The 26,473-nt window shown below is 61.6% G+C and carries 22 protein-coding genes and 4 pseudogenes; 18 read left to right on the forward strand and 8 right to left on the reverse strand.

The genetic code is table 11. From position 1 onward, the window contains the following. Positions 1 to 25: 25 nt before the first annotated feature. On the reverse strand, positions 26 to 652 hold the full coding sequence (locus ACOQPD_RS07640; protein ID WP_420614292.1) for an S-layer homology domain-containing protein: 627 nt from the start codon (positions 650 to 652) through the stop codon (positions 26 to 28). 76 nt (positions 653 to 728) lie between these two features. Then, positions 729 to 914, reverse strand: a pseudogene (locus ACOQPD_RS07645) (NINE protein); the annotation flags it as partial. Positions 915 to 1,402: 488 nt separating this feature from the next. On the opposite strand from ACOQPD_RS07645, the gene ACOQPD_RS07650 reads away from it, so the two are divergent. The 3 genes and pseudogenes from ACOQPD_RS07650 to ACOQPD_RS07660 form a co-directional block, all read left to right on the forward strand. Further along, positions 1,403 to 2,665, forward strand: coding sequence for an ATP-binding protein (locus ACOQPD_RS07650; protein ID WP_420614293.1), 1,263 nt, complete (start codon positions 1,403 to 1,405; stop codon positions 2,663 to 2,665). Between the two features lie 773 nt (positions 2,666 to 3,438). Beyond that, entirely contained in the window at positions 3,439 to 3,795 is a 357-nt protein-coding gene (locus ACOQPD_RS07655) for a GxxExxY protein (protein WP_420614294.1), read from the forward strand. 157 nt (positions 3,796 to 3,952) lie between these two features. Beyond that, positions 3,953 to 4,099 (forward strand): annotated as a pseudogene (locus ACOQPD_RS07660) (transposase); the annotation flags it as partial. Positions 4,100 to 4,987: 888 nt separating this feature from the next. Here ACOQPD_RS07660 and ACOQPD_RS07665 read toward each other — a convergent pair. The 3 genes from ACOQPD_RS07665 to ACOQPD_RS07675 all read right to left on the reverse strand — a co-directional run bounded on the left by ACOQPD_RS07665 (position 4,988) and on the right by ACOQPD_RS07675 (position 7,266). Beyond that, entirely contained in the window at positions 4,988 to 5,140 is a 153-nt protein-coding gene (locus ACOQPD_RS07665; RefSeq protein WP_420614295.1) for a transposase, read from the reverse strand. 203 nt (positions 5,141 to 5,343) lie between these two features. Next, positions 5,344 to 5,928, reverse strand: a complete 585-nt coding sequence (locus ACOQPD_RS07670; protein ID WP_420614296.1) for an HdeD family acid-resistance protein — start codon at positions 5,926 to 5,928, stop codon at positions 5,344 to 5,346. A 597-nt stretch (positions 5,929 to 6,525) separates the two neighbouring features. Then, positions 6,526 to 7,266, reverse strand: coding sequence for a potassium channel family protein (locus ACOQPD_RS07675; protein WP_420614297.1), 741 nt, complete (start codon positions 7,264 to 7,266; stop codon positions 6,526 to 6,528). A gap of 387 nt (positions 7,267 to 7,653) precedes the next feature. Here ACOQPD_RS07675 and ACOQPD_RS07680 point away from each other — a divergent pair, with 387 nt between their 5' ends. The 14 genes and pseudogenes from ACOQPD_RS07680 to ACOQPD_RS07745 all read left to right on the forward strand — a co-directional run bounded on the left by ACOQPD_RS07680 (position 7,654) and on the right by ACOQPD_RS07745 (position 20,899). Then, positions 7,654 to 8,874 carry an IS110 family transposase gene (locus tag ACOQPD_RS07680; protein WP_420614169.1) on the forward strand — a complete coding sequence of 407 codons (1,221 nt, stop codon included), beginning with the start codon at positions 7,654 to 7,656 and terminating at the stop codon, positions 8,872 to 8,874. Positions 8,875 to 9,312: 438 nt separating this feature from the next. Further along, positions 9,313 to 9,546 carry a hypothetical protein gene (locus ACOQPD_RS07685; protein ID WP_420614298.1) on the forward strand — a complete coding sequence of 78 codons (234 nt, stop codon included), beginning with the start codon at positions 9,313 to 9,315 and terminating at the stop codon, positions 9,544 to 9,546. A gap of 443 nt (positions 9,547 to 9,989) precedes the next feature. Beyond that, entirely contained in the window at positions 9,990 to 10,841 is an 852-nt protein-coding gene (locus ACOQPD_RS07690) for a hypothetical protein (RefSeq protein WP_420614299.1), read from the forward strand. 401 nt (positions 10,842 to 11,242) lie between these two features. Then, entirely contained in the window at positions 11,243 to 11,548 is a 306-nt protein-coding gene (locus ACOQPD_RS07695) for a transposase family protein (RefSeq protein ID WP_420614300.1), read from the forward strand. Further along, positions 11,536 to 11,934, forward strand: a complete 399-nt coding sequence (locus ACOQPD_RS07700; protein ID WP_420614301.1) for an ISL3 family transposase — start codon at positions 11,536 to 11,538, stop codon at positions 11,932 to 11,934. Before ACOQPD_RS07695 ends, ACOQPD_RS07700 begins: the two co-directional genes overlap by 13 nt. A gap of 540 nt (positions 11,935 to 12,474) precedes the next feature. Next, positions 12,475 to 13,986 (forward strand): group II intron reverse transcriptase/maturase, encoded by a 1,512-nt coding sequence (gene ltrA, locus ACOQPD_RS07705; protein ID WP_420614302.1) that lies wholly within the window; start codon positions 12,475 to 12,477, stop codon positions 13,984 to 13,986. Positions 13,987 to 14,043: 57 nt separating this feature from the next. Further along, the gene (locus tag ACOQPD_RS07710; RefSeq protein WP_420614303.1) at positions 14,044 to 14,571 is read left to right on the forward strand and encodes an ISL3 family transposase; all 528 of its coding nucleotides are present in this window, start codon (positions 14,044 to 14,046) and stop codon (positions 14,569 to 14,571) included. Then, a pseudogene (locus ACOQPD_RS07715) lies at positions 14,504 to 14,935 on the forward strand (ISL3 family transposase); the annotation flags it as partial. The gene ACOQPD_RS07710 and the pseudogene ACOQPD_RS07715, both read left to right, overlap by 68 nt. 68 nt (positions 14,936 to 15,003) lie before the next feature. Further along, complete coding sequence (locus tag ACOQPD_RS07720) at positions 15,004 to 15,294, forward strand: transposase (protein WP_420614366.1); 291 nt, start codon at positions 15,004 to 15,006, stop codon at positions 15,292 to 15,294. Positions 15,295 to 16,228: 934 nt separating this feature from the next. Next, positions 16,229 to 17,128, forward strand: coding sequence for an IS1595 family transposase (locus ACOQPD_RS07725; RefSeq protein WP_420614304.1), 900 nt, complete (start codon positions 16,229 to 16,231; stop codon positions 17,126 to 17,128). 32 nt (positions 17,129 to 17,160) lie between these two features. Then, positions 17,161 to 17,949, forward strand: a complete 789-nt coding sequence (locus tag ACOQPD_RS07730; RefSeq protein ID WP_420614305.1) for a DNA-methyltransferase — start codon at positions 17,161 to 17,163, stop codon at positions 17,947 to 17,949. Next, on the forward strand, positions 17,950 to 18,561 hold the full coding sequence (locus tag ACOQPD_RS07735) for a BglII/BstYI family type II restriction endonuclease (protein ID WP_420614306.1): 612 nt from the start codon (positions 17,950 to 17,952) through the stop codon (positions 18,559 to 18,561). Between the two features lie 1,148 nt (positions 18,562 to 19,709). Then, positions 19,710 to 19,886: pseudogene (locus ACOQPD_RS07740) on the forward strand (IS3 family transposase); the annotation flags it as partial. 182 nt (positions 19,887 to 20,068) lie between these two features. Beyond that, positions 20,069 to 20,899: an EamA family transporter gene (locus tag ACOQPD_RS07745; RefSeq protein WP_420614307.1), complete on the forward strand. Its 831-nt coding sequence runs from the start codon at positions 20,069 to 20,071 to the stop codon at positions 20,897 to 20,899. A 115-nt stretch (positions 20,900 to 21,014) separates the two neighbouring features. On the opposite strand, the gene ACOQPD_RS07750 is transcribed toward ACOQPD_RS07745, so the two are convergent. Beyond that, positions 21,015 to 21,458 carry an ISL3 family transposase gene (locus ACOQPD_RS07750; RefSeq protein ID WP_420614367.1) on the reverse strand — a complete coding sequence of 148 codons (444 nt, stop codon included), beginning with the start codon at positions 21,456 to 21,458 and terminating at the stop codon, positions 21,015 to 21,017. A gap of 14 nt (positions 21,459 to 21,472) precedes the next feature. Here ACOQPD_RS07750 and ACOQPD_RS07755 point away from each other — a divergent pair, with 14 nt between their 5' ends. Further along, positions 21,473 to 22,666: an ISL3 family transposase gene (locus ACOQPD_RS07755; RefSeq protein WP_420611466.1), complete on the forward strand. Its 1,194-nt coding sequence runs from the start codon at positions 21,473 to 21,475 to the stop codon at positions 22,664 to 22,666. Positions 22,667 to 22,678: 12 nt separating this feature from the next. Here ACOQPD_RS07755 and ACOQPD_RS07760 read toward each other — a convergent pair whose 3' ends face one another. Together ACOQPD_RS07760 and ACOQPD_RS07765 are read right to left on the reverse strand one after the other, a co-directional pair. Beyond that, positions 22,679 to 23,668, reverse strand: coding sequence for an ISL3 family transposase (locus ACOQPD_RS07760; protein ID WP_420614308.1), 990 nt, complete (start codon positions 23,666 to 23,668; stop codon positions 22,679 to 22,681). A 694-nt stretch (positions 23,669 to 24,362) separates the two neighbouring features. After that, positions 24,363 to 25,220 (reverse strand): hypothetical protein, encoded by an 858-nt coding sequence (locus tag ACOQPD_RS07765; protein ID WP_420614309.1) that lies wholly within the window; start codon positions 25,218 to 25,220, stop codon positions 24,363 to 24,365. Positions 25,221 to 26,473 lie beyond the last annotated feature (1,253 nt).

The following is a 26,473-nucleotide window of genomic DNA, read 5'->3' on the forward strand; positions in this document are numbered from 1 at the left end:
GCTACCTCACCTGACCGGTATACTCTCACCAGGGCTGCAGGCACTCGGATTCCAACCATATGCCTTCCCACCGGTCCATGTTGGACTGGACCTCAACGGTGAGTATGTCGCCCACCCATGCGGACGCTGAATAGCCTCTCCCAGCTGTTGACGATGGTAAACCGCCCGGTGTGGTAAGGCGTAGTTCAACCTCCCAACCACGGCGGCAGTCCATCAGGGTCTCAACGCGGACGATTACCCACACTTGGCCGTTGCGTACCTGTTCCTCGATGAGTAGATAGCAGATGACCTGGCCGGGATTGTTAGAGAGTGCTTGCCAGGCGCTGCCAAGCTCCACGACGTAGCTGGTTTCGTGGCAGCCTCGGAAGGTCTCATCATCAACGACAGCTAGACGTTGGAACCCGACCCGTAGAATCGTGGCCAGGTCTGCCCGGCTCACACCCTTCGGGAAGGCCCGGTTGAACACTTTGAGGGCGTTCTTCCCGCTTATCGTGTGGTCCGGTCGGAACGTCCCGTCGTCGTAGCCTTGGAACCAGCCTCGTTCCGCGGCGTATTCGATGTCGGTGTATTGGTCGTTATCCTCAGGTACGTCGCTGAAGCGGGTGGTTGTCTGCGCTAGCAGCGTGGACGCCGGTACCAGCACCAGCAGCACGACGGAAACGACAACTCGTCTCATGCGTGAACCCTACTTAGGCACACCAGCGGCCTTCAAGCTACTTGTTCAGCCCCTAGCGTATCTCGCGCAGAGTCGCTGAACTGACCATGGCAGCGGCTTTGCGGATCAGGAACCAGTCCACAATCATCTGTACGCCGGCACCGCCGAGGGTTAGCAGTTGGCCCACCGAGGCCGATCTGCCCAAGTAAATGCGGTCCAAGCCGATCAACCCGAAGACGAGGCTGATGATCTGTGCTAAGACCGTGTCCCTCCGCTTTGATGTCGCGAGGCCGGATCACGTAAGCACACCACCGGCCGGACGGGATATCCCCGTTGGCCAAGTACTGCTGACAGCGCCCCATTCTGCGATGTTTCGGACCCCCTTCGACCGGTTCAGCCCCGCAACGGCCATGACCAGCTTGTCAATGTCGGCACCGAACGTAGACCACTGGTCGCGGGGAGCCCCGATTCGCAGGCCTCCTTGGCGGACACTACATGCTCAACGTCGAATCCGGTACCGTCACCGACGGTCTGGACGACGATCAAAGGATACTCACCCCCATACACGTACAAGAGTGGACTCCACTCCGAAGCGGATGGTGCCACTTCGCGCGGTTGTGTCGCTGAGTTGCTGATAGGTGCTACGCTATTGTGTTGACTATGTGGACACCGTTTTGTAGATTGGTGGTAGGCCAGACTGCTGATCGGGAGCATCTTGGGGAATTGTCCGTATCTGGGTAGAGCCGAGTGAGTCTGGTTGGGCCGACGCCTGGTTATCGAAGCCGCCTCGCCGAGGGCCCCATCGCGTCAGCGCTGCGAGCCGTCGGCGCAGTCGTAGTCGAAGGGCCTCGGGCGTGCGGTAAGACATGGACAGCCCGGCAGTTCGCGGCCAGCGAGGTGCTCTTCGACGGTGGTGATGAGCAGCGACTCGCGTTTGCTGTGGATCCTGAACGCATTCTGGAGGGACCGACGCCGCGGTTGCTTGATGAGTGGCATCTGGTCCCGGGAACATGGAATGCCATGCGACGTGCTTGCGACGACCGGCCCGACAAGGGTATTTTTCTGCTGACGGGTTCGGCGTTTCCGCCTGACGACATAACGCGGCACTCCGGCGCTGGCCGAGTGCGTCGAGTGCGCATGCGAACCATGACCCTGGCCGAATCCGGCCACTCGACCGGCGAGGTGTCGCTCGGTTCGGTCCTAGGAGGTGGGCCGGTCTCGGCCGCCAAGCCGGCGACCACGTTCAAAGATGTGGTGGAGTGCACTGTGCGTGGAGGTTGGCCCGGTCTTGCCGATCTCCCTGCCGCTGTAGCGCAAGAAAACCTGAGCGCGTACCTCGAGGAGATCGCGCGCACTGATGTCGCCCGGGTGGATCGGACGCGTAGAGATCCCGCAGGGGTGTCTGCGCTCATCCGATCCTTGGCACGCAACGTCTCCAGCGAGGCCTCATATTCCACGCTGGCTGCCGACGTCGACCTTGATCGGGCTACGGTGAAGGCCTACCTGGAAGCGCTGGAGCGTCTATTCGTCGCAGAGCGTGCCCCGGCGTGGCAGCCGCGTCTGATGTCACGGGTGCCACTTCGACAAGCTCCGAAGCGTTTCTTCGCGGACCCGTCATTGGCTGCGGCAGCGCTCGAAGTGGGCGCCGAGCGACTGCGCAGCGAATTGAACTACTTCGGGCTGGTCTTCGAGAACCTTGTGATGCGCGACCTGTTCGTCTACGCAGGCGCCAACGGCTGCAAGGTGCATCACTACCGGGACAAGAGCGGACTCGAAGCCGACGCGATCGTCCAGCGCCCATCCGACGGCGCCTGGATCGCCATTGAGGTCAAACTAGGAGGTGCCCAAGCAATCGAGGGCGCGGCCAACTCCCTGCTGAGATTGGAAGCCAACGTCGACACCAGCCGCATCGGACCGCCGGCGAAGCTGCTCGTCGTTACCTCGACCGGATATGGCTACCAACGCCATGACGGCGTTGCCGTCGCCCCCGTCACAGCCCTTGGCCCCTGAGTCATCGGAAGGTGAGCCCTCATCTACACCGACCGCGCAACGGCGACAAGGCTTGACACATGGCAGCAAGGCGCGGGCGTCACCCACAAACCTCCTTGAGTCGGATCTGCATCAGGCGGTTCGGTGAAGGTGTGTGAACAGGGTGCGCGGTTGACCCGCCTTTTGACAGGTGGTATCCCAGTTCTCCGGAGTTGATGGCTGCCCACTCTCGTGGAGTCGTGACACTTGAATCTGTTGGTGTGCTGACCCGCTGGGTCTACCGGCTCGGCCTCGTCCGTGTGCTCTCCGCCCGCCCTGGTCTGGCACTTTGGCCAGCCTCTTGACGAACGGACATAACATCAGACATCGAGGCCTCCTGGCATCGGCGAATTGGTACTTCACCGATTTCAGCGAGGCCTCACCCCCGAACCAAGGATTTCAGGCCCCCCATCCCACGAATCCGCGCAGGGCCAGTAATGGTGTTGCCGTCGGCATCCTGGTATAAGCCCCGTTGGACCAGTACCCACTCGCTGGCGGCCACTATGCACAGGTCGGGCGCGGTGACGGCCACATCTACCTCTAAGATCTGATCGGCCGCCGGGTCGAGGCCCGCCGTCTCCAGGTCCACCCCACACCAGGCGGTCAGTCACCGGTTCTCCCCTCGGGCCATTACGGATGCGCCCACTCGCCGGCGTGGGAACTCGCAGAATTGAGCACGACCCCCGCCACGGCCCCCGCCGATGGCAGTGTAGATTCCGGCTGATGCGGATCCCGCATGGAGGAAAGAGGACGCAATGATCGAAACCGTTGGAGAGGTCGCCCGTACCGTCTGGAAGGAACTCGGCTACGGATACCGAGAAGACGTCTACGAAAAGGCCATGGCCCACGAAATGCGCACCACCCATCCCAACCTGGAGTTCGCTGTCGAAGCCTACGTAGAAATCCTCTACAAGGGTGTAGCAGTAGGATTGCAGCGTCTCGACTTCGTCATCGATGGAGAGTTGGCTGTCGAACTAAAGACCGGGGCGAAAATATCCCCAGCCCACCGGGCACAAACGGAAGCGTATCTCCGGACCACACGCTTTGAGAAAGGCCTCCTCGTCTGCTTTACGCCCACAGGCGTCATGTGTGAGTTGATACCCTCTTCGTGAGAGCAGCGTCAATGCCCCTCAAACCGGCGCCCTACCCTACGAGCAGCGGTTCCGACTTCATTTGTGTGGTAAACCGGCACCGTTCCCAGCTCCCACCAATGACAGCTGGCCATGAACCCCATGAACACGGCGACCCGTAGAGAACTCATTCAGGGCCCGTGTCGTGAACGTGGCGCTGCTGTTAGCAGTTGGGGTGAACAACGAAGGACATCGACTGGGTGTTGATGTCATTACGGGCGAGGACGGGGCTGCCTGGCTGGAGTTCTGGCACAGCCTTGTGGCAACGGGCCTGTCTGGTTTGCAGTAGTGGCTGCTCAGACGATCATCCCGGCCTGAGAGTCGAGGCCCTCGACTTGGTGGCCATCCTGGTGGCCACTCGACCGCAGCCAGCAGAGCCCGTTTACGGTCGAGCGCCGGGCCCTGGTGACACTTCGGGGGAAGGCCGTTTCCGATTCCGCGGAAGCCCAACACCCCGGTAGGACTTCCGACCCGGCGCGGCCTGCCGCCCCATGTCCCTTCCTTGTGGACGCGCTCGGGGCGGCCCGCGCCACCCCCCCGGGCTATACCTCTACCGGGTTACCCCGCGCCGGTCTTTGGGAAGCTCAAGGGCATCTAGCACACGATCTCTCACCGGCGCGGAGCACCCGCACCCCTGATGCCGACCCTGGTGGACGATATCGAAGATGGCGGAGCGAGTGGTTCCCCAATCCGAGGGGTGTCTTTGGGGCGGAGGGATGGGTGCCAAGACATTGCTCCTCTGAGGCGGCTCAGGGCGGAGGGTACCGCTCCCAGAGGCCAGAGGGCGGAGGGTCAAGGAGTAAATCCCTTGAGCGGGGAGCGGTACCCACGAGGGAGGTGCCACCCCGGTGAGGATCTCCGGTATCGAGTTGAGTTACTAACGCCGGCACCAGGGAATGACCTTCGCGCCCGTCACCAGGGAGGCACCCGGCGCGAGAGTATAGCAACCCTCATGATGAGCCTAGCGGCCACGGAGGTGAGGCGGGTGCCCTGGTCGGGAGTGCATGACCGTTGCCGAGTCGGGCTGGCGGTTGCAGATGGCCACTCCTAGCGCGGAGGTGACCAGCCCACGACTCGGCGGCACTGGCTGGGTAGCTTCTCTCATTGTATCACCCCTCCTGTTACCCTTCGGACCTGCTACCAACACCCGACCTACCGAAGACGTGAGACCCGGTTAGGTGCCTCGGTCGACAGCGTCCTGGCGTCGCCAGTTGTAGATGGTCTGGTCAGAAACACCAAGACAAGCTGACAGAGACGCCACCGACCTGCTAGCAGCCACAAGGTCCAGAAAACTTCGGCGGAACTCGGGCGGACATCGATATGTCACCAGACCCCTCCTTTTCGGGTCAGCAAACCAACAGATTCAAATGTCTCGACTTCCACGAATACCGGGTAATCATCAAACTGTCCGAAAGAGCGGGGCAACTCTCCAGGTACGCGGATCTGCGCGCCGGGTGCTCCCAATCCATATCGTGATCTGAGCCCGGAACCCCCGCGCGGTCAGGGACGAGGCGGCTTCATCCGGTAGGATTAAGAGCGCTTCAGTCTACGTAGCCGCATGGCCACCAACAGCCGAGCCAAACCGACCGCGATCATCAAGACCCCGCCCCAAACTGCGAGAGCGAACAGCGACCCGAGAGGCGCCACGAGAATTAGAAAGCCCGCCCCGGCAGTGACCAGTCCTCCCACGATCTGGATTCCTCGGTAATGGGTGTCGCTGTCCGTGACCGCTTCTATCACCTCAAAAATACCCGAAACCAACCAAGCTGCTCCCACGAACAGAGCGACAACCGCCAGGGTCAGGCCCGGGAGGCGCAGCACCGCAAGACCGATCACTACAGTCGCGACACCGGCGATGATCCCCAAGATCTTCTGGCCTATACCCTGTCCCGCGTTGACCCTCGCCACTATGAGGCTGAGACCGGAGACAATCAAGTGGATACCGAGCAGCACAGCTGTGATAAGCAGCGTTCGTCCTGGCCAAAGGAACATGAGGACACCGAGTACTATCGAACCTATGCCACTGAGAGCCGCAAACCGCCCGACCTTAGCAAGCTGGACCTTCCCCCTACTGTTGCTCGCTTGGGTGGTAGTCCCGCCGTTGCCTTGCGTCATGTCGACAATCCTCCTGCCTACACCTGTCGGTTATCGTGTATTGGTTACAATAGTCCGACTGTCTGGCGGAGTCGGACGCCGAGCGTAGAGTGACCTCAGCCGGGTCTATAGAAGCCCTCGAAGCGGTCAAAGACAGCGGATCAGGCTTGAGGTCTACCAACACGCCGTGGCCGACCACCGCAGCCAGCACCGCCCTGCCCCCGCGCCTGGGCCCAATTCTTTGACCACAGTGGCTTCAACGCTGACAGCCATGCGCGAGACTGCCGGAACCTGACACGGGCCGGCACTGGGTTCACTGCGCTGCTTCCGATCCCAGACCGATTCAGACTCGAGCCTGTGCGGCCCCGCCGACCGTCCTCTGCTAGTCGCACAGCGGCCACCCTCGACCTTGATCACCGCTCGGGGCGGATACCGGCCTGACCTGACAACGCCCCCCAACCCTCGGCGCCTCCGGTAGTATTGGACCCCTGTGGGTTCTTCGCCGAGCCGTTCGTTGGCCATCCCCTCAACCGAGCAGCGAGGGCAAACCCTACCGACGAAGGGCCGCATTCATTGAGAGCATTGCAGAGAGAGGGCGAGACATACTCGGGCAAGGAATCAGCCCAAGCCGTCGCGTTCCCGCGTGCGCTCAAGCGCAGCGCGCAGATCTCGCACCTCATCTCGGAGCGCGGCGAGGCCGGCCTTTGCGGGATCCTCGCGCCGGGCCAGCATCGATGCGAAGTTGGCGGTGAGCGCACCGAAGAGCCCTATGCCGCCTAGCATCAGCACGTAGGCGCAGGCGCGCCCGGGAGCCGTGACCGGCACGACGTCGCCGTAGCCAACCGTCGTCACGGTGGCGATCGACCACCACAGGGCGTCAGGGAAAGAGTCGATGGATGAGTCATGCCCGCGCTCTAGAGAGGTGACGATCGTAGCGATTACGAGCACGAGGCCGACGGCGTAAACCCCAAGGAAATCGACGTGGGCGAGTCGTAGCGGGTAGCGGTGAGCCCGCGATCCGCGACTGATGATCCAAATCACCCTTAGCGGCTGGGCGACCGGCAGCAGCACAATGAGCCCATCCAGCCAGTGCTGCCGGAGGTAGTAGCCGCGCCGGGGAGCGATGGCTAGCCTGATGAGCAGTTCCACGGCAAAGACCGCCCAAATCGCAAGAGTACAGGCGAATGCGACGGCACGAGACGAGGGCTGCAGCTCCCAGAAAAGCAAAGCGGTGACCAGGGGAATTAGCGCGAACGAGAGGGTCATCAGTGGCAGTTCGCCGCCGCGCTCAATCTGGTCGAGTAGAGCCTGGCGGCGGGCGGGTCCCGCGGCGTGGTTGTGGTGGTCCGGTTCATACATGCTCCGCCCTTATACCTATGGGGTGTGCGTCTCCAACCAACACTACGAAGATGAGGGAGATACAACCATTCGCGCCCCCACCCCCGCGTCGGTGCAATGTCTCCTTTTAGAGGCCACAGGCACCCAACCACGGCGGGTGGCAACACCCTTTACCTTGTTGAGTAGCTCTGATGTGTGAGTATCGGGGCTGGTTGCTCGCCGCGGCGGGCAGGGCTTTGTCCCCCTGTCAGAGAGATGGCCTGGGGGGTGTTGCCACCCGCCGTGGTTGGGTGCCTGCGACCTCTTACAGGGACATGCACCGACAGGGGGCTGGTTCGTAAAGTGGTTGAGGCGTTGGTGCCCTCGAGTAGCTGCCGAAAGGAGTTTGCGACTAGAGAGGACCAGCTGATGGGTGAGAGGCCTACGCCGGCTCCCGGAGTGTTCGTCGGTATAGACATCGCCAAGGGCAAGCATTACGCCTGTGCGGTGTCGGCCAGCGGTGAGGCGCTGTTCGCCCGAGCGGTTCCCAACGACGAATCAGCGATCCGGCGGATGATCGACGACGCTGGGGACCACGGCCGCACGGCGTTGGTGGTTGATATGACCTCGTCGGCGGCTGTGCTGACCCTCACCGTCGCCGCAGAGATGGCGATTCCGGTGGCTTATGTCACCGGCCTAGCGATGCGCCGAGCTGCCGACCTCTACGCAGGTGCGGCCAAGACCGACCCCAAGGACGCGCAGGTGTTGGCCGACTTCGCCTGGCGTAACGCCGATCGGCTGACCTGGACCACTATCACCGATGAGTTGTTGGCCCGTCTGCGGATCCTCAACGGTCGGGACACAGACCTGGCCGCCGACGCTACTCGGGCCGCGAACCGCCTGAGAGACGCCCTATTAGCCGTGTCCCCGGCTCTGGAACGCGCCGTGGGAGAAAGGCTGATGTCGACACCTGGTCTCAGAGCCGCGCTGGTGAAATACCCCACCCCCACAGCGCTGCGAACCGCCGGCAAAGCCCGGGTGCGGACGCTGATATCCAAGCGATCCAAGCGCACCGCCAACACACTCACCAACGAGATCTGGGCTGCGCTCAGCTCCCAGACCGTCACGGTGCCAGCCGAGGCAACCTGGGGCGAGACAATCGGCGACTTGGCCGCCGACCTGGACCGGATCATCGACCGCCGACAACGCCTCGAAGCTGACATCGAGCAGGCGTTCTTGGAGCATCCGCTGGGAAAAGTCCTTAACAGCATGTGCGGGTTCGGGCCCAGAACCGGAGCTCGAACCCTGGCTGAGATCGGCGACCCGCACCGGTTCGCCAACCCCGGCCGGCTAGCCGCCTACGCCGGCCTAGCCCCCGTGGACCGACAATCAGGCCGCAGCCACCGAACAGGGCGATCACGAGGCGGAAACCACCGACTCAAAAACGCCATGTTCATCGCCGCGTTCGTTGCTACCCAACACGACCCCGACGCCCGCGCCTACTACCTACGCAAACGCGCCCAGGGCAAAGACCACAACGCCGCGGTCATCTGCGTCGCCCGCCGACGCTGCAACATCATCCTGGCCATGCTCAAGACCCAAACGCCCTACCAACCCCGCCAACCCGAGAAACTGCCCGAAGCGGCTTGACAACAAGACAGGGACACCCCCCCAGGCCATCTCACTGACAGAGAGGACCTGTTCGCATCCGCTCCCGACACTCCCGGCGTGGATGTCGAGGATCACATGGCGCCGGGAGCGCCGGGTGACCCTCATTCGATGGTCCGTGTCTACACCTCGTCCTATTATTGGGAGGAATAAGAACGTGCCAGCCGCTCTCTCGATCGTGGTTGCTTCGTGATCGGAGGCTAACTGTTGGCTAGAGTCACCGTCGCGAAGGCTAGGGAGTTCGGAGCCGACGGGAGGAACACTGACATGACCGAGGAGCCAACACAACGTCCGCTAACTGCCGAGGGTTCTGCGCCGCCGACTGCTGAGCGTCCTGCACCGTCAACTGTAGATGGCTTTGCACCGCCATCCACCGAGGCCCCCGAGCGGCTGAGACACCGAGTCAGATGGGGTCTGGTAATGCTGATCGTGCTGGCCCTGGCTGTCGGTTTTCTCGCTTACCAGAACCTCGAGGATGTCACGGTCCGGGCATTCTGGTGGGAGTTCCGGACTCCCCTTCTGGTTGTCATAGTCGCCACGGCAGTGCTCACGCTCGTATTCCACACTCTGATCAGACTGGTTGTCCGGTGGCGAAGGCGCCGCTCGCGCCATGAGGCCGACCGCGGTGCGCGGAACCGGCGGCGGAAGAGATAGGCGGGACATGTCCACCACGTCGGCGTTGAACGGACAAGGGCCTGCCCGATGGGAATGTTGGGTGGGCGTCCACCGCCATGATGCTGGTCGTATCGGGAGGTTCACATGAAGATTACGCAAGAGTTCCTAGTGGTCGGGGTCCTGTGCAATACCGGTACGACGACGCGCCCAACTGAGAGACCCTAATGACTCCTGCACCCCTACGAACTCTTGTTCGGGGGATGGCCTCGGGAGCTACGAAGATTTCGGCACCGCCCACGGCCGTGTCCTAGCCTATCGATACCACCTACACGCCGGGGGGAGTCGCCCAGACCGACTCGCCTGCCTCCGAGACGTACTTCGCAGAGCAATCGCCGCCGAGTTCGCCGCTCACGGGGCCGTCACTGCCGAAGCAGACGATCCGCAGACGGACGCTTCGAAGGACGCCGCGGACGAGGGGTGGGATGAGTAGCCTTGGTGGTGTGCGCAGGACCATGGGATGGGCAGCGGTTGGGATCCTGGTCCTGCTAGTCGCTGGCTGCGGACAAGTAGGCACATCCGCCACCTCGGCAGCAGCTACACCAGCCACCACAGCATCGGCAACCACCACGGCGCCAGCAACTACACCCGCCACCACAGCATCGGCTACTACGACAACGACCGCCCCGCCGGCCTCGACTATTCCGGCGGTTGGGACCATCGGTGTACGCATCGCTCCCGAGAACGCCGACTGTGGCTACAGCCGGGAGCCGTTCGACAGTTACAACCGGGCCGCTGTGATAGCAGCCCACGACCGGTCCTTCTATCTCGGCCATCCGGTTGGGGACGGCGGCGGCTTCGACGTTGAGCACGTCGTTGCCGCCAAGGAGGCTTGCGAGTCGGGACTTCCCCGCGACCAGTGGGCAACCTTCGGCGCTGACAGCGACAACCTGGTCGTGGCTGTTGCGGGGCTGAACCGATCGAAGGGCGACCGCGACATCGCCGAGTGGGGCGCCGGTAGCAGCAAGTGGCCCACCGCAGACATCCCTGCCGGCCGCTGGTGCGCGTATGTGACCCTCACACGCGACATCAAAGCGGCCTACGACCTGGCCATGGACCAGGCCGAGGCCTCTGTGATGACTAGATGGCTCGAGAACTGTGGCGAGGTAGGCATCCAAGTGTCCTCCGCCACTGCCACAACCAGGGCGCCCACGATCAGCACTCCGGTGTCTTTGGATGAGGGATGTACTCACTGGCACGCCGGCAACCCGAAACACACCCACCCTGGCACCGACCACGACGGCACGCATCGATCCGGCAAGTGCGCCGGCTACTAGATCGGCCTCTGCGCCGCCCCAGCCGGCCAGGAGCGAAGAACTAGCCGACGCGTAGGAAAGTAAAGGCCAGGCCACTCGACCCCGGCCGCTACGACGCTCCGAGGGCGCAACTCCCAGTAGGCCCAGCGAATCTAACCGTTTTCGCGCCGGACCGTCGCCGACGCGTCACCCTCCGGGCCTTACGTGTGGCCATCCGCTTGGGACACCACACTCCACGATCTATGCGGGTGCTCCAACGCCGCGGGCTAGCCCGGTTGTGGGACTGGGCCGGCCGGCCGGTGTTCCTATCCGTTACGAGCGGGACTGCCCCCGGAGAACTTGTACATGTGGACATCTGCACCTGTCAGGTGTTCGCGTGAGGGCGGTGGGGGGTCGACTCGGTTGACCGTCTCGAGGTCGAGGTGGAGTCGTCTCGGAGCTGGTCGAGGTGCCCGTGTTGCGGGTTCCGCTGTTACAGGGTGTGGGATAGGCGGGTGAAGCGGGTGAGGGATCTTGGGGTGAGCGGCCGGCGCACGACGTTGGTGTGGCGGCGTCGGCGGTTCTGGTGCGGCAACTGTGAGGAGCGTCACCTTGAAGACCACGACCAGTTCCAGGGCAGTCTCACCCGCGGCTTTCTCACCGGCTGGTCCAAGACGCAAGGGCGATGTCGGTTCGGGCGGTGGCGCGCCGTCATGGGGTGGGGTGGTATCGGATCATGGGCCTGGTGAGAGCTGAGTCGGCTCGGGTCGCGAAGCGGCGCCGTGCTCGGCGGTGTCGGGTGTTGTTGGTGGACGAGACATCTATTCGGCGTCGGCACCGGTATGTGACCGTGGTTGCGTGTGGGGACACCAAACAGGTGTTGGCGATGATCCCAGGACGCACCAAAGCGTCTTTGGCCAGGTTCTTTCGGGAACAGGGACCCGGCTGGTGCCGTGGGGTGGAGATAGTCGTCACAGACGGGTCACGCTCGTATCAGGCCGCCATCGCCCAGTATCTGCCCACAGCCCGCCACGTCTTGGACCGCTTCCATGTGGTTCGCGTGCGCCATGAGGCGCTTTGTTTACGAGTGAGGGTGCGAGACCCTTGCCGGTGGTCTGTCACAGCAGTCCGCTGAAGCTGGGAGCAGTCCGGGTCTTGGGGGTGCAGGACTTTGGGCGGGAAGCAGCTCCGACAACGCCGGGACGGGTCGGCACCGTCAGACGGTCCGGGTCCGGCAAGCAAGACGAGAAGGTGTAACAACAGTAGTGAACCAGTGTCAGAACCTCCTCAAGCGTGGAACCGGCTCGAATCTGGCGGATGTGGGCCGGGCAGCAGTGCACGTCGTCTACTACTGGCGTGGACGGCGACTCCGTAACCGGCTGCGTGCGCCGGTGGGGAGGCTTTCCGGGAAGGTCTGTGGCGTACCGGAGAGCGAGGCTGCAGGAGAAAAGCTGGGCGTCTCCCTCGTCGAACGGAACAAAGTGAACATGGGAACCGATCCGGGGTTGTCCCTCCCGCCGCGCTGCCAGTGCGGCGGAGGGCAGGTCCACCGCCGACCGATAGCGTCGGGTCGGGACGGAGCCTCCGTAGTAGTCCGAGGTCGGGAAAGCCGGCTACATGGCGAAGGGAGGCAGCGGGTCAGCAGTGTTGGGATTGGAATGCCAGGAGGTCGCCCGTGAATACGGGCGCTCTGTGGCCGACGTCGGAGGAGGCGTCGGTGTGGGTACTGGAGATCCAAACCAAGCTGCATCGTTGGGCATCTGACGATCCGGGTCGCCGTTTCGGTGATCTTTACAACCTGGTGCACGATCCGGCCACTCTCCAGGTGGCGTGGGATCGTGTCCGCAGGAACCGAGGTGCCCGCACCGGTGGGATAGACGGCCAGACCGTCCGCTCCATCGAGGCACGACACACTGTGACGGGCTTTTTGGTACAGCTTCGAGCCGACCTGAAGGCCCGAACGTTTCAACCGTTGCCCGTGCGGGAGCGGACCATCCCGAAGCGGGGCGGCAAGCTACGCCGCCTTGGGATACCAACCGTTCGGGACCGGGTCGTGCAAGCGGCAATGAAACTGGTGTTGGAACCCGTCTTTGAGGCGGACTTCCAGCCGTGTTCGTATGGGTTCCGACCTAACCGGCGGGCTCAGGACGCCATCGCCGAGATTCACCACTACTGCACCAGCTCCTATGAGTGGGTGCTGGAAGCGGACATCAAGGCATGTTTCGACGAGATCGACCACACCGCTCTCATAGAGCGGATTCGGGGTCGTGTCTCGGACAAGAAGGTCTTGGGCCTGGTCAAGGCGTTCCTCAAGGCGGGTGTCCTCGGAGAGGACGGCGTTGATCGGGACACCTGGACCGGAACCCCTCAAGGTGGGATACTCTCACCGCTGCTCGCCAACATCGCCCTCTCAGTCCTCGATGATCATTTCATCGACGTGTGGGCTGGGTTCGGTAAGAACGCCCAGGCTCGAAGCTATCGACGGTCCAAGGGGTTCGCCACCTACCGGCTAGTCCGCTATGCGGACGATTTCGCCGTGTTGGTGCTCGGCACCCGCCAAGACGCCGACAAGCGACGGGCCGAGGTCGCAGCGGTGCTATCGGAGATCGGGCTACGCCTGAACGACGACAAGACACGAGTGGTCCACATCGACGACGGTTTCGACTTCCTCGGGTTCCGTATCAAACGGGACCACAAACGAGGAAGCGGTAAGGCCTATATCTATACCTACCCCTCCAAGGAGTCGGTCGCCTCGATCAAGAGGAAGATAAAGGCCATCACCCGCCAGACCACCAGCCAAAGCCTCGAACACCTACTACGGCAACTCAACCCGGTACTGAGAGGCTGGACCAGCTACTTCCGGCACGGCGTGTCCGCAGCCACCTACGGCTACCTCCGTTACTACACATGGCGGAGAGTCCTCACCTGGCTACGGCACAAACACCCCCGTGGCAACTGGAAACAACTGAAACGCCAATACCTCGATACCGGATGGTGGCCATCCGACGGGAACGTGGTGCTGTTCAACCCGGCCGCGGTCAGGGTTACCCGATACCGCTACCGGGGAACACGAATCCCCACCCCCTGGACCCACCAACCGTCAACACCAACCGACCCGCGGAGAGCCGGATGCGGTGAAAGCCGCACGTCCGGTTCGGAGGCGCGGACCGGGGAAACCGACCGATAGAAACATCGGCACGGCGCCCCGGTCCGACCCTACTGGTTCACCGAAGGCTTGACTCTGGTGAGACGAGAACTCCAACGCCGCGACCCCGACCAGCGGCCCCCAGCGTTCGAGCCGGACCTGTTCCGAGCGCGCTTCGCCCTACTACGGAGAGAAGACCATCTCACCGACGCCCATCGCAAGCATCTGGAGACACTGTTCGAGGCTTACCCCCGGCTCCGCACGGCGTGGGATGCTCTCCAAGAGCTCTACCGACTCTATGAGGCTGACGACCTCGACGGGGCCAACCAGGCGCTTGCTCGGTTCGCTGACCTATACGACACCGGCCAAATCCCCGAATACCACGACGTCGTCGACACCATCATCTCCTGGGGAGAAGAAATCTTGGCCTACCACAACAGCGGACGAGCATCCAACGGACCCATCGAAGAGATCAACAACCTCCTACAAGTCCTACGACGCGTCGCCCACGGGTCTGGAGGCAGACACAGACCGAGTAGGGAAGGTGGAGGCTGTGGGGGTGGACGAGACGCTGTTCTGGCGTCAGGGCCGCTGGCGGACGAAGCAGTGGTGCACCTCTGTCGTTGATGTGGGAGGCCGCCAGCTGATCGATATAGTGGCTGGTCGAACGGCGGAGAGCGCCGCCCGGTGGTTCCGGTCACAACCGGCGGAGTGGCGAGACGGGATCCGCTGGGCCGTGTTGGACATTGTCCGGTCCGTATCGGACCGCGTATTACCGAACGCCGCTCAGGTCGCAGACCCATTTCACGTCATCCGGTTGGCTAACCAGCGTCTCGACGAGGTAAGACGCCGAACCCAGAACGAAACCCTTGGGCACCGAGGCCGCAAGGGTGACCCGCTGTATCGGATACGGCGGCTTCTCACCTCCGCTTCGGAGCGGATCAGCGACCGAGGCCGGACACGGCTCCGTGGCCTCCTCACAGCCGGCGACCCCCACGGAGAAGTCCGCATAGCCTGGCACGCCAAAGAGACCGTTCGGGCATCTACGACATCGACAGCATCCCAACCGCCCTCCGCTACGTCCTCCAACTCGGAGACGACCTCCAAGACGAATCCTGCCCACCCGAGATCAACAAACTGGGCCGAACCATCGTCCGCTGGGCGCCTCAGATCGCCAACTGGCACATCTCGAAGGTGACCAATGGACCCACCGAAGCGCTCAACAACCTCATCAAACGCGTCAAGCGGGCAGCGTTCGGGTTCCGCAACTTCGCGAACTACCGAATCCGGGCACTCCTCTACGCCGGGAAACCCAACTGGGATCTACTCACCATCGTCACTCCCCACTGAAATACGATGAGCCCCTTTGGGCCGCCCCGGTCCAGTTCGGACTGCTCCTCGTCGGGCGGGGCCATCCACCGAGAAGCGGTGGCGGTGGGTCTGCTACTAGCAGTGTGTGTCTAAGGGCCGCCCCAGCCCGATGGATGGTGATTCCTTGCACCGCAGCGGAGCGATCCTTCCTGGACGTAACCGTTTTGGAAATCCTTGGTGTCAGTGGTTTGGGGATATAGGCTGCCTCTGAGTTAGCGAAGGGTCCTCGGAGATGCCTTGGGTTCTGTTTGTGGCTGTAGGGACTGTATGGGCGATTTTCCTCATACCTATATATTTGGCTGATCGGGATAGTCACAGCCTTGCTGATGGCGGCCTGGATTCCAGTTCCTCGCAGCCATTGAACAACGAAAACGCAATAACCCCCACTGTGGGATGGGCCCCGGACCACCACGGTTACGGAGGAAACGAGCTTGCCCACCGAGATCTGGTACTGGCTCGCCGACGCTGTGTGGTGTTGACACTCGGGGCCGTCGCGATAGCGACCCTCGCGGGCTGGTTCGTGCTCAACAACCAGTGGATGATCCTGATACACCTAGTCGCGGACACGGTGTTTGTTTGGTACATGACAATGCTGCGCCGGATCCGAACATTCCGAGAAGACCTGAACGCTCTATTCGCCGAACATATCGACTACACTCCTCCCACCCGCAAGTCCTTGGCCATAAAGGTCATACAGCCCCGTAAGACGCATCTGCGTGAACATGCCGGACCCGTCCTCCATCAAACACACGGCCACAGGTCCAGTTAGATTAGGGAATTATATACCTGAGTGCCCAGAACTTGCGCAACCAGGTACGCGGCACTATACTTCCCTTATTGGCGGGAAGGGGTAGAAGTGGCATATAACGCACCGGGAAGGCACGACCGGGAGGGTCTCTCACTGGTTGAGGTCATGCAGATGTTCCCCGACGATGACGCCGCCGAAGCGTGGTTGGCCTCGATCCGCTGGCCTGACGGGCCGCGCTGCCCTTACTGCGATTCCTATAACGTGTTGGCTGGTGCTGCTCACAAGACGATGCTCTACCGTTGCAGGGCCAAGGACTGCCGGAAGCGGTTTTCCGTGCGGATCGGTACCGTCCTCCAGGACTCCAAGCTGGGCTACCAGGCTTGGGCGCTGGCGATCTGCTTGATGACCACCGAACTCAACCGTTCGTCGATGAAGCTCCACCGCGACCTCGGGATCACTCAGAAGTCGGCGTGGCATCTCGCCCACCGCATCCGTGAGGCTTGGGATATTGTCACCGAGAGCATGGTTGGTCCGGTCGAAGTCGATGATACCTACATCGGCGGTAAGGAGCGCAACAAGCACGCTCACAAGAAGCTGCATGCTGGACGTGGCCCGGTCGGGAAGGCCGCGGTAGTCGGTGCTAGGAATCGGGCGACCGGGCAGGTGGCAGCGAAGGTCGTGCCGAACACTCAGGCCGGGACCCTCCAAGGCTTTGTCGAGGGTAAGCGGGTACCGAACGCTCCCGTCTACACCGATGGGGCGACCGCCTATGACGGGCTGGCGGGGCGTGAAGCGGTTCACCATTCGGTCGGGGAGTATGTGCGGGGCCAGGTTCATACCAACGGGATGGAGTCGTTCTGGTCTATGCTGAAGCGTGGCTATCACGGTACGTATCGTTTGATGTCGGTGAAGCATTTGCAGCGGTATGTGAACGAGTTCGCCGGTCGTCACAATGTCCGAGACCTGGACACGTTGGATCAGATGGTCGCCATCGTGGTCGGCCTGGTTGGGAAACGCCTACGCTACGCAGACTTGATATCCGGTACCCGCGGAGTGGCAACGTGACGGCTATATCATGCTCAGACAATTTAGATTTTATGGCTGAGATTCCATCTGAATCGGTGAAGTTGGTGGTGACCTCACCGCCCTATAACTTGGGGAAGAGCTACGAGACAGATAAAACATTGGATAGTTACCTCGACTTTCAGAGAGCGGTCATAAACGAATCAGTTAGGGTGCTTCATCCAAGAGGGTCCATTTGTTGGCAAGTGGGTAATTATGTTGAAAACGGGGCTATAGTCCCGCTTGATATTCTACTGTATGATTTGTTCGCGAAGAACAACTTACGGATGAGGAATAGGATAATTTGGCATTTTGGGCACGGACTACATTGCACCCGGCGTTTGTCCGGTCGGTACGAGACGATCAATTGGTGGACTAAGGGTGATGATTACACGTGGCATCTTGATCCGATTCGTGTTCCGTCCAAGTACCCTCAGAAGCGTTACTACAAAGGACCGAAGGCTGGTCAGTTGTCAGGTAATCCACTTGGTAAGAATCCGAGCGACGTTTGGAACGTCCCGAACGTCAAGAACAACCACGTAGAGAAAACGATTCACCCATGCCAGTTTCCGGTGGAGTTAATTGAGCGTTTAGTCCTGTCTCTCACCGATCCCGGTGACCGTGTGTTGGACCCCTATATGGGTGTCGGGTCGGCGGTGATAGCCGCCGAAATGCATGGAAGAGTAGGTATCGGGTGCGACATCAACCCCACTTATGTTGACATCGCGAAGGATAGGCTGCGTCAGTTGAGACAGGGTGTGCTCCGTACCCGTCCAATGGGTAAGCCGGTATACGATCCGGCATTGCCCAAGGGCGGGCATTGAATGGAGGTGGTGGAGTACTACTCGCATTTGAACGGTGTTGAATTCTTGGCCTACCATTACCCCGGTTTGTGGGACGAGGTACTGCGGGTGATCGCCGGTGTCGATGCTGAGGCTTGTCGAACCAAGGTGTCGAAAGAAAGACGTAGTAGGGGACGATTGTTGTATTCCCCGGTAGAGATGAACAAGGCGTTCAAGAATGGATTTGAGGAGCTTGGGTGGAAGCAAAGGCGCAACAGATTTTGGGTCACTGAAGACGCTGACCTCCTCAGGGGCATCTATGGGCTGAGCGAGTCTGAGCAACGTAGTCGGATCCAGGAAGCTGGATATAGACCGATCCAGTCGTACAACCAGACCGATTTTGTAAAGAACCGGGTAGCTGTAGAGGTCCAGTTTGGTAAATATGCCTTCGTCGCTCACGATTTGTTTGTTAAACATCTCAGTTTTTACGTGGCTGACATAATCGATCTGGGGATCGAGATACTTCCAATGAAGGTGTTGGAGGAAGAAATGTCGTCAGGAGTCCCATATTACGAGCGGGATTTGTTGAACGTGATCCGTCAAGGACGTGGTGTCCCTGCTGTCCCTCTGGTCATGGTTGGGGTTGCCCCTTAAGGGAAAATAGATGCTACTAGGGAGGTCAACGTGAGCAACAAGCGTAAGAGGAAGCGAGGCCGTCCGGTCACCAAACCCATGCCGAAGCCTATCCCTGACACGCCGGAGAACGTAGCCCGAGCGGTGTTATCTACGCCACCGAAGCGGGTCGGCGAATGGCGCTACCAGACCAAGCGTGGGCACTCAGGTATATAATTCCCTTAGATTACAAGTTCCCGGCTCGGGAGGTGGCCAATCCCGCGGAAACAGCGGCCCATCGTCTGGACCACACTCCACGCCAGCCGGTAACCGGCCAGGCGAGCCGCTCCAGGAGCGTGCTGTCTCCCGGGGTAGGTAGACCGGGGCACGGGGAGTTTGTCCGTCGAAGTGCGGGACGGCGCCCGGTAAACCGTAGACCCGACCGATACCACTGCCACCGTATCCATCACTGACAACGACGACCCGCCACCGCCCACACCGGAGATCGCCATCGCCGAGGGCAGTCAAGATGACCGAGGGCGGCAGCGTGACGTTCGCCCTATTCACCGACCTGTCGGTGTCGCCGCCCTGTCACGTCGCCCAAAATCGGTCCCCAGAGGACCGCTCCGCCCGCTACTCTTCGGGCAGGCGCAGCACCGCACCGCTTTCCCGGGTCCTCGTCGGTTGCCTTGTTATCTCGGCTACGTCGGCCCGCCGCGGCCGCTATAGCCCCACCGGCGTCCCTTCCCATCTCAGCCTCAGCTGGGTGTTATCGCCCGTCTTTCCAGTCGGCGAGGGTCTGGCGGCGGATGACAAGCTCGCGGGCGGCGGCCGTCACCCCAGCGATAGTCCGCAGCCGCGTCGTCACGGGGCCTTCTTCCTCCGCCCGGGCGCGCTCAAGGAGGCAGGTATCGGTCTTGAGTGGACTACCCGGGATGAGGACGAGTGGGGATGGACAAGATTCCGCACGATTCGGCTCAGACTGTTTCATTCGAGCAACTCAGATGAGCCTCAACGGTGGCGAACCCAGGTACAAGGTGGGGTGAAGCTCTACTCCGACAACCCGTGGGGCCAGACCAGCAAGACCATTCGTAGTCCAGCCGCCAATCCCGGCGTTCGTAGTTGCGAGACTGGAATCGGAGCTTGTAACCCAGGACTGACCAGGTCCTCCAAGGCCGCCTCTGTGGACCGTGATGGAGTCGTTCTGGGCTCGCATGCAGGTCGAGCTGCTGGACCGCCGGCGATGGAGGACCCGAATCGAGATGGCTAACACCATCTTCGAATACCCTCGAGGTCTTCCACAACCGGCAACGACGCACACCTCCCTAGGAGTGTCAACCCCGATCCAGTACGAGAGAATCTGTTGACGATCATCAATTCTTTCTTTAGCTTCGTGTAGCTTCCCTACCGACTGCTAGCCGCCTTGCTTCATCCATGTCCGCCCTCATCGAATATCGGTCGCTATCAACTCCACTACGCCATACGTCCATACGATGGTACTGCTACAGTGTCCGTACCATCGCATGCTCACGCCCTTACTAGGAGCCTCATGGCCGTTCTCTTGGCCGCGCTGACGTCGGTCTTCTACGGGGTGTTCGACTTCGCCGGTGGTATGGCCACTCGCCGTGCTCATGTCTTCGCTGTTGCCTTCTGGTCCAACGTCATGGGCCTTCTGCTCTCGGTGCTCATAGCTTCTATATACCACCTGATGTTCGGGGCGACCGTTACCGTGTCCGACCTGGCATGGGGAGCGTTGAGCGGCGTGGCCGCGGTGGCCGGGGTGGTCTTCTACTACGAGGGCCTTGCGAAGGGCCAGATGGCTGTGGTTGCTCCGGTGTCCGCCATAACCCTGGCGTTGGTTCCCTTCTTGTTCGGGTACCTGACCGGAGAACGCTACGCCTTGTTGCCATGGATTGGGGTTGTGGTTGCCGCCCCCGCCCTCTGGCTTACCGTCGCGACCGCTACCCGCCAAGACCGTCCGGGGAAAGCGGTTTACGGTCTCGGCGCTGGTCTGGGTTTTTCTCTGATGTTCATCGGCCTCGCGCAGGTCTCGGGCGAGGCCGGAATGTGGACGTTGGTTCCTTTTAAGTGCGCTAGTGTCGCCTCTGCAGGGGTTCTGGTCAGGGTACGGCAAATTCCACTTGGTTTGCCGAGAAAGAGTCTCTTTCTTGCCTTCGCCGCCGGGGGTTCAGTGTTGGCAAACCTCACCTACCTGCTCGCGGTGCGTTTCGGACCGCTGGGACTCGTGGCGGTCGCGTCGTCGCTATACCCGGCGGTGGTGGCAGTCATGGCATTTCTGGTCTATAAGGAGAAGCCTCCTCCGCAACGGATCGGAGGTCTCTTCTTGTCTCTGGTAGCGCTGTCTTTGATCGCCCTTTAACATGGCCGCTAGGATTGCCAGCGACAGCATCAAGCAAACTGTCATCACAGTGTCCCACATAGAGCGGCTCCTTCCCTAACCGCAACGATAACGAAGTTATATGGCTCATCGCGTTTCAGTGGGGAGTGATGGTGGTGAGTAGGTTCCAGTTGGGTTTCCCGGCGTAGAGGAGTGCTCTGATTCGGTAGTTCGCGAAGTTGCGGAACCCGAAGGCTGTTCGCTTGATGCGTTTGATGAGGTTGTTGAGGGCTTCGGTGGGTCCGTTGGTCACTTTGGATATGTGCCAGTTGGCGATCTGGGGGGTCCAGCGGGCGATGGTTCGGCCCAGTTTGTTGATCTCGGGTGGGCAGGATTCGTGTTGGAGGTCGTCGGCGAGTTGGAGGGTGTATCGGAGGGCGGTTGGGATGCTGTCGATTTGGTAGATGCCCCGTACGGTCTCTTTGGCGTGCCAGGCTGTGCGGACTTCTCGGCCCTGCGCGAATACGTGGGTGCGGGGGCCTGAAATCCTTGGTTTGGGGGTGAGGCCTCGCTGAAATCGGTGAAGTACCAGTTCGCCGATGCCAGGAGGCCTCGATGTCTGATGTTATGTCCGTTCGCTTGTGGTTGGGTGGTGTTCGGGTGCTGGGTGTGGCGGTCGATACGGTTGACCGCCTGGAGGTGGAGGTGGAGTCGTCTCGGGAGTGGTCGCGGTGCCCGTATTGCGGGTTCCGCTGCCGTCGGGTGTGGGATCGGCGGGTCAAGCGGGTCCGCGACCTTGGGGTGTCGGGCCGGCGGACGACGCTGGTGTGGCGGCGTCGGCGGTTCGTGTGCGGCAACTGTGGGGAGCGGCACCTCGAGGAGCATGACCAGTTTCAGGGGAGTCTCACCCGGCGGCTTTCTCGCCGGCTGGTGGAGGACGCCCGGGCGATGTCGATTAGGGCGGTGGCTCGCCGTCATGGGGTGGGTTGGCATCGAATCATGGCGTTGGTGAGAGCCCATTCGGCTCGGGTCGCGAAGCGGCGTCGGGTCCGGCCGTGTCGGGTGTTGTTGGTGGACGAGACGTCGATTCGGCGTCGTCACCGGTATGTGACCGTGGTTGCGTGTGGGGACACCAAACAGGTGTTGGCGATGATCCCAGGACGCACGAAAGGGTCTCTGAGCAGGTTCTTTAGGGAACAGGGGCCGGACTGGTGCCAGGGGGTGGAGATCGTCGTCACAGACGGTTCACGGTCTTACCAAGCTGCGATTAGCCAATACCTGCCCGACGCCCGCCACGTCCTGGATCGCTTCCATGTGGTTCGCTGGTTCACCGAAGGCTTGACTCTGGTAAGACGAGAACTCCAACGCCGCGACCCCGACCAGACACCCCCAGCATTCGAGCCGGACCTGTTCCGAGCGCGCTTCACCCTGCTGCGGAGAGAAGACCATCTCACCGACGCCCACCGCAAGCATCTGGAGACACTGTTCGAGGCTTACCCTCGGCTCAAGACGGCGTGGGATGCTCTCCAAGAGCTCTACAGCATCTACGAAGCCGACGACCTCCAAGGAGCCAACCAGGCGCTCGCCCGGTTCGCTGACCTCTACGACAGCGGCCAGATCCCCGAATACCACGACGTTGTGGACACGATCATTTCCTGGGGAGAAGAAATCTTGGCCTACCACAGCGCCCGACGGGTCACCAACGGACCCATCGAAGGGATCAACAACCTCCTACAAGTCCTACGACGCGTCGCTCACGGGTTCACGAACCCCGACAACTACGCAGCCCGCGGCATCCTCGTAAGATGACCCCCACACCGGCTACAGCACCCAAAACCCACGAAATCGCGCAGCCTCGACTTCTCCGTGGGGGTCGCCGGCGTCCAAGAGACCCCGCAGCCGGATGCGGCCCCGGTCGCTGATCCGTTCCGAGGCGGAGGTGAGTAGCCGCCGTATCCGATACAGGGGGTCGTGTTTTCGGCCTCGGTGCCCGAGGGTTTCGTTCTGAACTCGGCGGCGTACTTCGTCGAGTCGCTGGTTAGCGAGCCGTATCACATGGAACGGGTCTGCGACCTGCGCGGCGTTGGGCAGCACCCTGTCATACGCGGTCCGATACGGGCCGGACATGTCCAGCACGGCCCAGCGGATCCCGTCTCGCCACTCCACCGGTTGTGACCGGAACCACCGGGCGGCGCTTTCAGCTGTCCTACCAGCCACGATGTCGATCAGCTGGCGGCCTCCGACATCGACCACAGAGGTGCACCACACCTTGGTCCGCCAGCGGCCCTGACGCCAGAACAGGGTCTCGTCCACCCCCACAGCCTCAACTTGGCCGACCCGAGAGGTGTCGGCCTCCAACAGGGCTTCGCCCCAACGGGCAACCTCGTTGTTCACCGTATGCCATCCACAACCCAGTTCTGTAGCGACCTCATCGACCGGGCGACCCAGCTTCCCGACCTGGACGGTCACCCACCGAGCCGCCCTCGATGTCAACAATGCCCGCTCCGGACCAATCCCCGGATCCTGTTCCACGAACGACCCAACCGCGCACCCAGGATTCGGGCACGCCCAGCGCCGTTTCCGCCACCGCAACCGAACAGGCCGCCCGAACGCCGGCAGGTCCACCAACACCACCGTCCGATACCCCTTCGACCACAACCGGCTGCCACAGTCATCACAGGTCGGGCGGGGTCGCCGGGAGCGGATCACTACCTCCAACGGTTCGTCCCCGCCTCCGTCGCCGATCCCGACCAGATCAACCTCCCCAAGGCCGACCAGCAGCTCGCACATGCGCGTAGGATCAGCTTCCACAGGGGTCCTCCTGCCTCGGATGTGTTTTCTCAACAGCCGATTATGGAGGACCCCTCCTCACTTCTGGCGGATTCCGACCCCCCTGGAAGATCCCCTACTCCCCACCCATTCGCGAAGAGCCAGTTATATGCATGTCGGTATTCGACAGTCTTCGGTTGCTATCGTAGCCTGTACGCGACAGGACTCCGCTGGCACCGGGTCCTGTCGTGGTTCATCCCCAACTGCTGAGAGGAGGTGAACAATATGACCGCTTTACACGGCGTGCGACCACAAGCACTTGAATGGTTCTGCCGCCCTGGCTCCAACCCACCTTCCATCAACTCATGCACAATTCCCAAATCAAAGGACTGGTACCCCGTACACCACAAAGAATGGACTCCACTACATGGCGGATCGCCCAGCCGACAGCAGACGAGTCTTCCAAGCGTAGAACCCCGAACTCGGACATCCCAAGCACCCGACACTCGACCTGAGTGGGCACCCCCTCGCTTATCATGGTGCGGATCGCTTCGGACCGTCCCCTGCGGACACCACCTAAGCCTTCAGCAGTTCGTTAGCTCGTCTGGTCACAAGCCAGCCCGTCTCTAACTCGGTGATCGGGCGGCGGGAGGCTTCAAGCCGTACCTGACACTGCCGCGCGCGGTCCTGCTCCGGATCGGGTAGGTCTAGCCGGCGGGTAGTCATCGGGTGGGCGTCATCCTCCTTGGTACTCGGTGGCGGCGCGGTTGATCAGGAAGGTGATTAGGTCGGCGTGGGTGTCTAGGTACTCCTCCTTGTGGATAATGAGTTTGTAGTAGCCGTGCGCCTTGGCGTATGACGGCGTGAGGTCGTCCTCGATTATTCGGTCGGTCACGTCGTCCGCTTCCGTGATCTTGAACTCTAAGTTCACCTGCTTCTGTTGTGGTCGCTGGATGATGTGGGCGGCTGTACCGTTTTCTAACCGCAGGCCTATGTAGTGCTTGGTGTAGTTGTGTTCCGCTTTCGGGTATCGCTCTCGCACCATGGCGAGTATGCGGTCGGCCAGTGCCATCGTCTTCGGTACTGACTTCTGTACCCAGAGCGCTCGGTTTGCGGGTGCGGGCCGGTCCTCCTCGTCTCCTAGTACGGAATGGTCCAGTACCTTGGTAAACACGAGGGCGCACTTGTTGTCCTCGGTTTCTAGGGCGGTTACCTGGATCGCTGCAATTGGGCCGCTGAATAGGGCGATCACGTTGTGGAACCTGTCCGTGATGACCTCTGCCACTATGACGGCTACGTGATTGTAGGCGGGGTATAGGCGGCGTTCTGTTTCCCAGTATTCGAGGGTGCGGATGATGTGGGACGGGTCCGTAGGGCCTAGCTGTAGCTCGACCTCGTAGCGGGTGGTTCTGTCGGGGTCGGCTAGCAGCATGTCTAGCCGACCTCCCTGCGGCTGTGGGCGCTGGCTGTCTAAGTGGTCTAGTTCGCCTAGGCCTAGCACTGACGGGTCAGCTTCGATCACTCCCTGAAGCCAGGCCTCGCTTAGCTCCGGGTGGTTCTTCATGCTGATCGGGGATAGGTTGACATATTCCAACGGGGTTCGCCTCCGGGTTGGTTCGGGTTTGTCATCTTATCCGGTGTCGGTCAGCGGCGGGGGCGAGCTATGTCGGCTGTTACTTCCTCTATCAGAGTCTCGGGTATTCCGTCACTGCGGGCCGCGGCTAGGAAGAACTCGATGAATCCCTCTACCTTTCCGGTGGCGTGGACGCGGTCGATCTCAGTCTTGTAGGCCCTCGTGTGGGGGTAGGGGTGGTTGGTTACATGGTTGCCTGTCGCTGGCACGTGTACGAGTGAACGGGTCCGGGCCGGGTGCGGGTGACGCTCGCAGTACGGTGTCCATCGTCCGGCGGATGTCTTCCTCGCTGGCACTGGTCGCTTCAGACAGGCCGCGGTAGCTGACCGGCTTGAACTGGTGACGGGGTTGCTGTCTGGGCCTGACTGCGCTAACGCCCGGAAAGGCGGTTTGCGCCGTGTACGTGGCGCTAGTCGCAGTTCGGGTGTTCGGTGCTGACCTTGTACGCCCGACTGGCTCACACCCTGGCCTGAGATGCCTGGATCCGTGTCGTCCCGAACCGCGCGTTTCTGGGAGATCGGCGAATCGCGTTTGGCCGATGCCCGCTGAGACGGGGTGTCGGCTGTACAAGAGGGTTACCCGGTCGCGTATCTGCCCGGTCGCGGTCGCGTATCCCTCTGCCCTGGGCATTCGCGGTCCAGGGCATACTCGCTAGGCGGCTCAGAGAGGGGCCAGACCGGCTCAGCCCCTCATATTCCCGTCCGCCTGCCGGCGTCCCGGGCGCGATGGTGGCACGTCTGGTCTTCCCGACCGGAAAAGGAACTGTGCTACCTGCCCCTCATCTTGCGGTGGTCATATCCCCATGCGGCGCTACCCGGACTATTGGTGGCGGCAACTCGACCGAACCGACCCAGATTTGTACCGAGAGGGTCCGCTGTCCGTTCCTCGATGAAACGAGTCGTGGGTCGGCACTGCCCGTTCGCCTTGATAGAAGCACTGGGAGCACTAGGTTCCGGCTAGGCTTCGCGGACTGTGGGTTGGTTTGTGGGACTGCTCGACCCGCAACTATAATCTAACTGGGGCTTTACGCGGTCTTTTAATCCGAAGGCCGCGGGTTCGATTCCCGCCGGGCCCACAGTGTTCCATAGGGGGGCCATTTCGGGGTCTCGGACAACGTCCGGAGAGCCGTCAGTCTCCGGGATACCTGTCTTCGCCTGACATCCGGTCATACGCCGAGCACAAAAAAGACGATGTCAGCTTCGAGGATTTACGAT

Source organism: Candidatus Spongiisocius sp. (genome assembly GCF_965221825.1).
GTDB lineage: Bacteria > Actinomycetota > Acidimicrobiia > Spongiisociales > Spongiisociaceae > Spongiisocius.

Excerpts from the sequence above, each read along its gene's own strand:
- ACOQPD_RS07655 (WP_420614294.1), top strand. The coding sequence starts at position 3,439 with ATGATCGAAACCGTTGGAGAGGTCGCCCGTACCGTCTGGAAGGAACTC.
- ACOQPD_RS07685 (WP_420614298.1), top strand. The coding sequence starts at position 9,313 with ATGCTGATCGTGCTGGCCCTGGCTGTCGGTTTTCTCGCTTACCAGAAC.
- ACOQPD_RS07730 (WP_420614305.1), top strand. The coding sequence starts at position 17,161 with ATGGCTGAGATTCCATCTGAATCGGTGAAGTTGGTGGTGACCTCACCG.
- ACOQPD_RS07675 (WP_420614297.1), bottom strand. The coding sequence starts at position 7,266 with ATGTATGAACCGGACCACCACAACCACGCCGCGGGACCCGCCCGCCGC.
- ACOQPD_RS07690 (WP_420614299.1), top strand. The coding sequence starts at position 9,990 with ATGAGTAGCCTTGGTGGTGTGCGCAGGACCATGGGATGGGCAGCGGTT.
- ACOQPD_RS07700 (WP_420614301.1), top strand. The coding sequence starts at position 11,536 with ATGGGCCTGGTGAGAGCTGAGTCGGCTCGGGTCGCGAAGCGGCGCCGT.
- ACOQPD_RS07755 (WP_420611466.1), top strand. The coding sequence starts at position 21,473 with ATGTCTGATGTTATGTCCGTTCGCTTGTGGTTGGGTGGTGTTCGGGTG.
- ACOQPD_RS07680 (WP_420614169.1), top strand. The coding sequence starts at position 7,654 with ATGGGTGAGAGGCCTACGCCGGCTCCCGGAGTGTTCGTCGGTATAGAC.
- ACOQPD_RS07745 (WP_420614307.1), top strand. The coding sequence starts at position 20,069 with ATGGCCGTTCTCTTGGCCGCGCTGACGTCGGTCTTCTACGGGGTGTTC.
- ACOQPD_RS07735 (WP_420614306.1), top strand. The coding sequence starts at position 17,950 with ATGGAGGTGGTGGAGTACTACTCGCATTTGAACGGTGTTGAATTCTTG.
- ACOQPD_RS07725 (WP_420614304.1), top strand. The coding sequence starts at position 16,229 with ATGCAGATGTTCCCCGACGATGACGCCGCCGAAGCGTGGTTGGCCTCG.
- ACOQPD_RS07670 (WP_420614296.1), bottom strand. The coding sequence starts at position 5,928 with ATGACGCAAGGCAACGGCGGGACTACCACCCAAGCGAGCAACAGTAGG.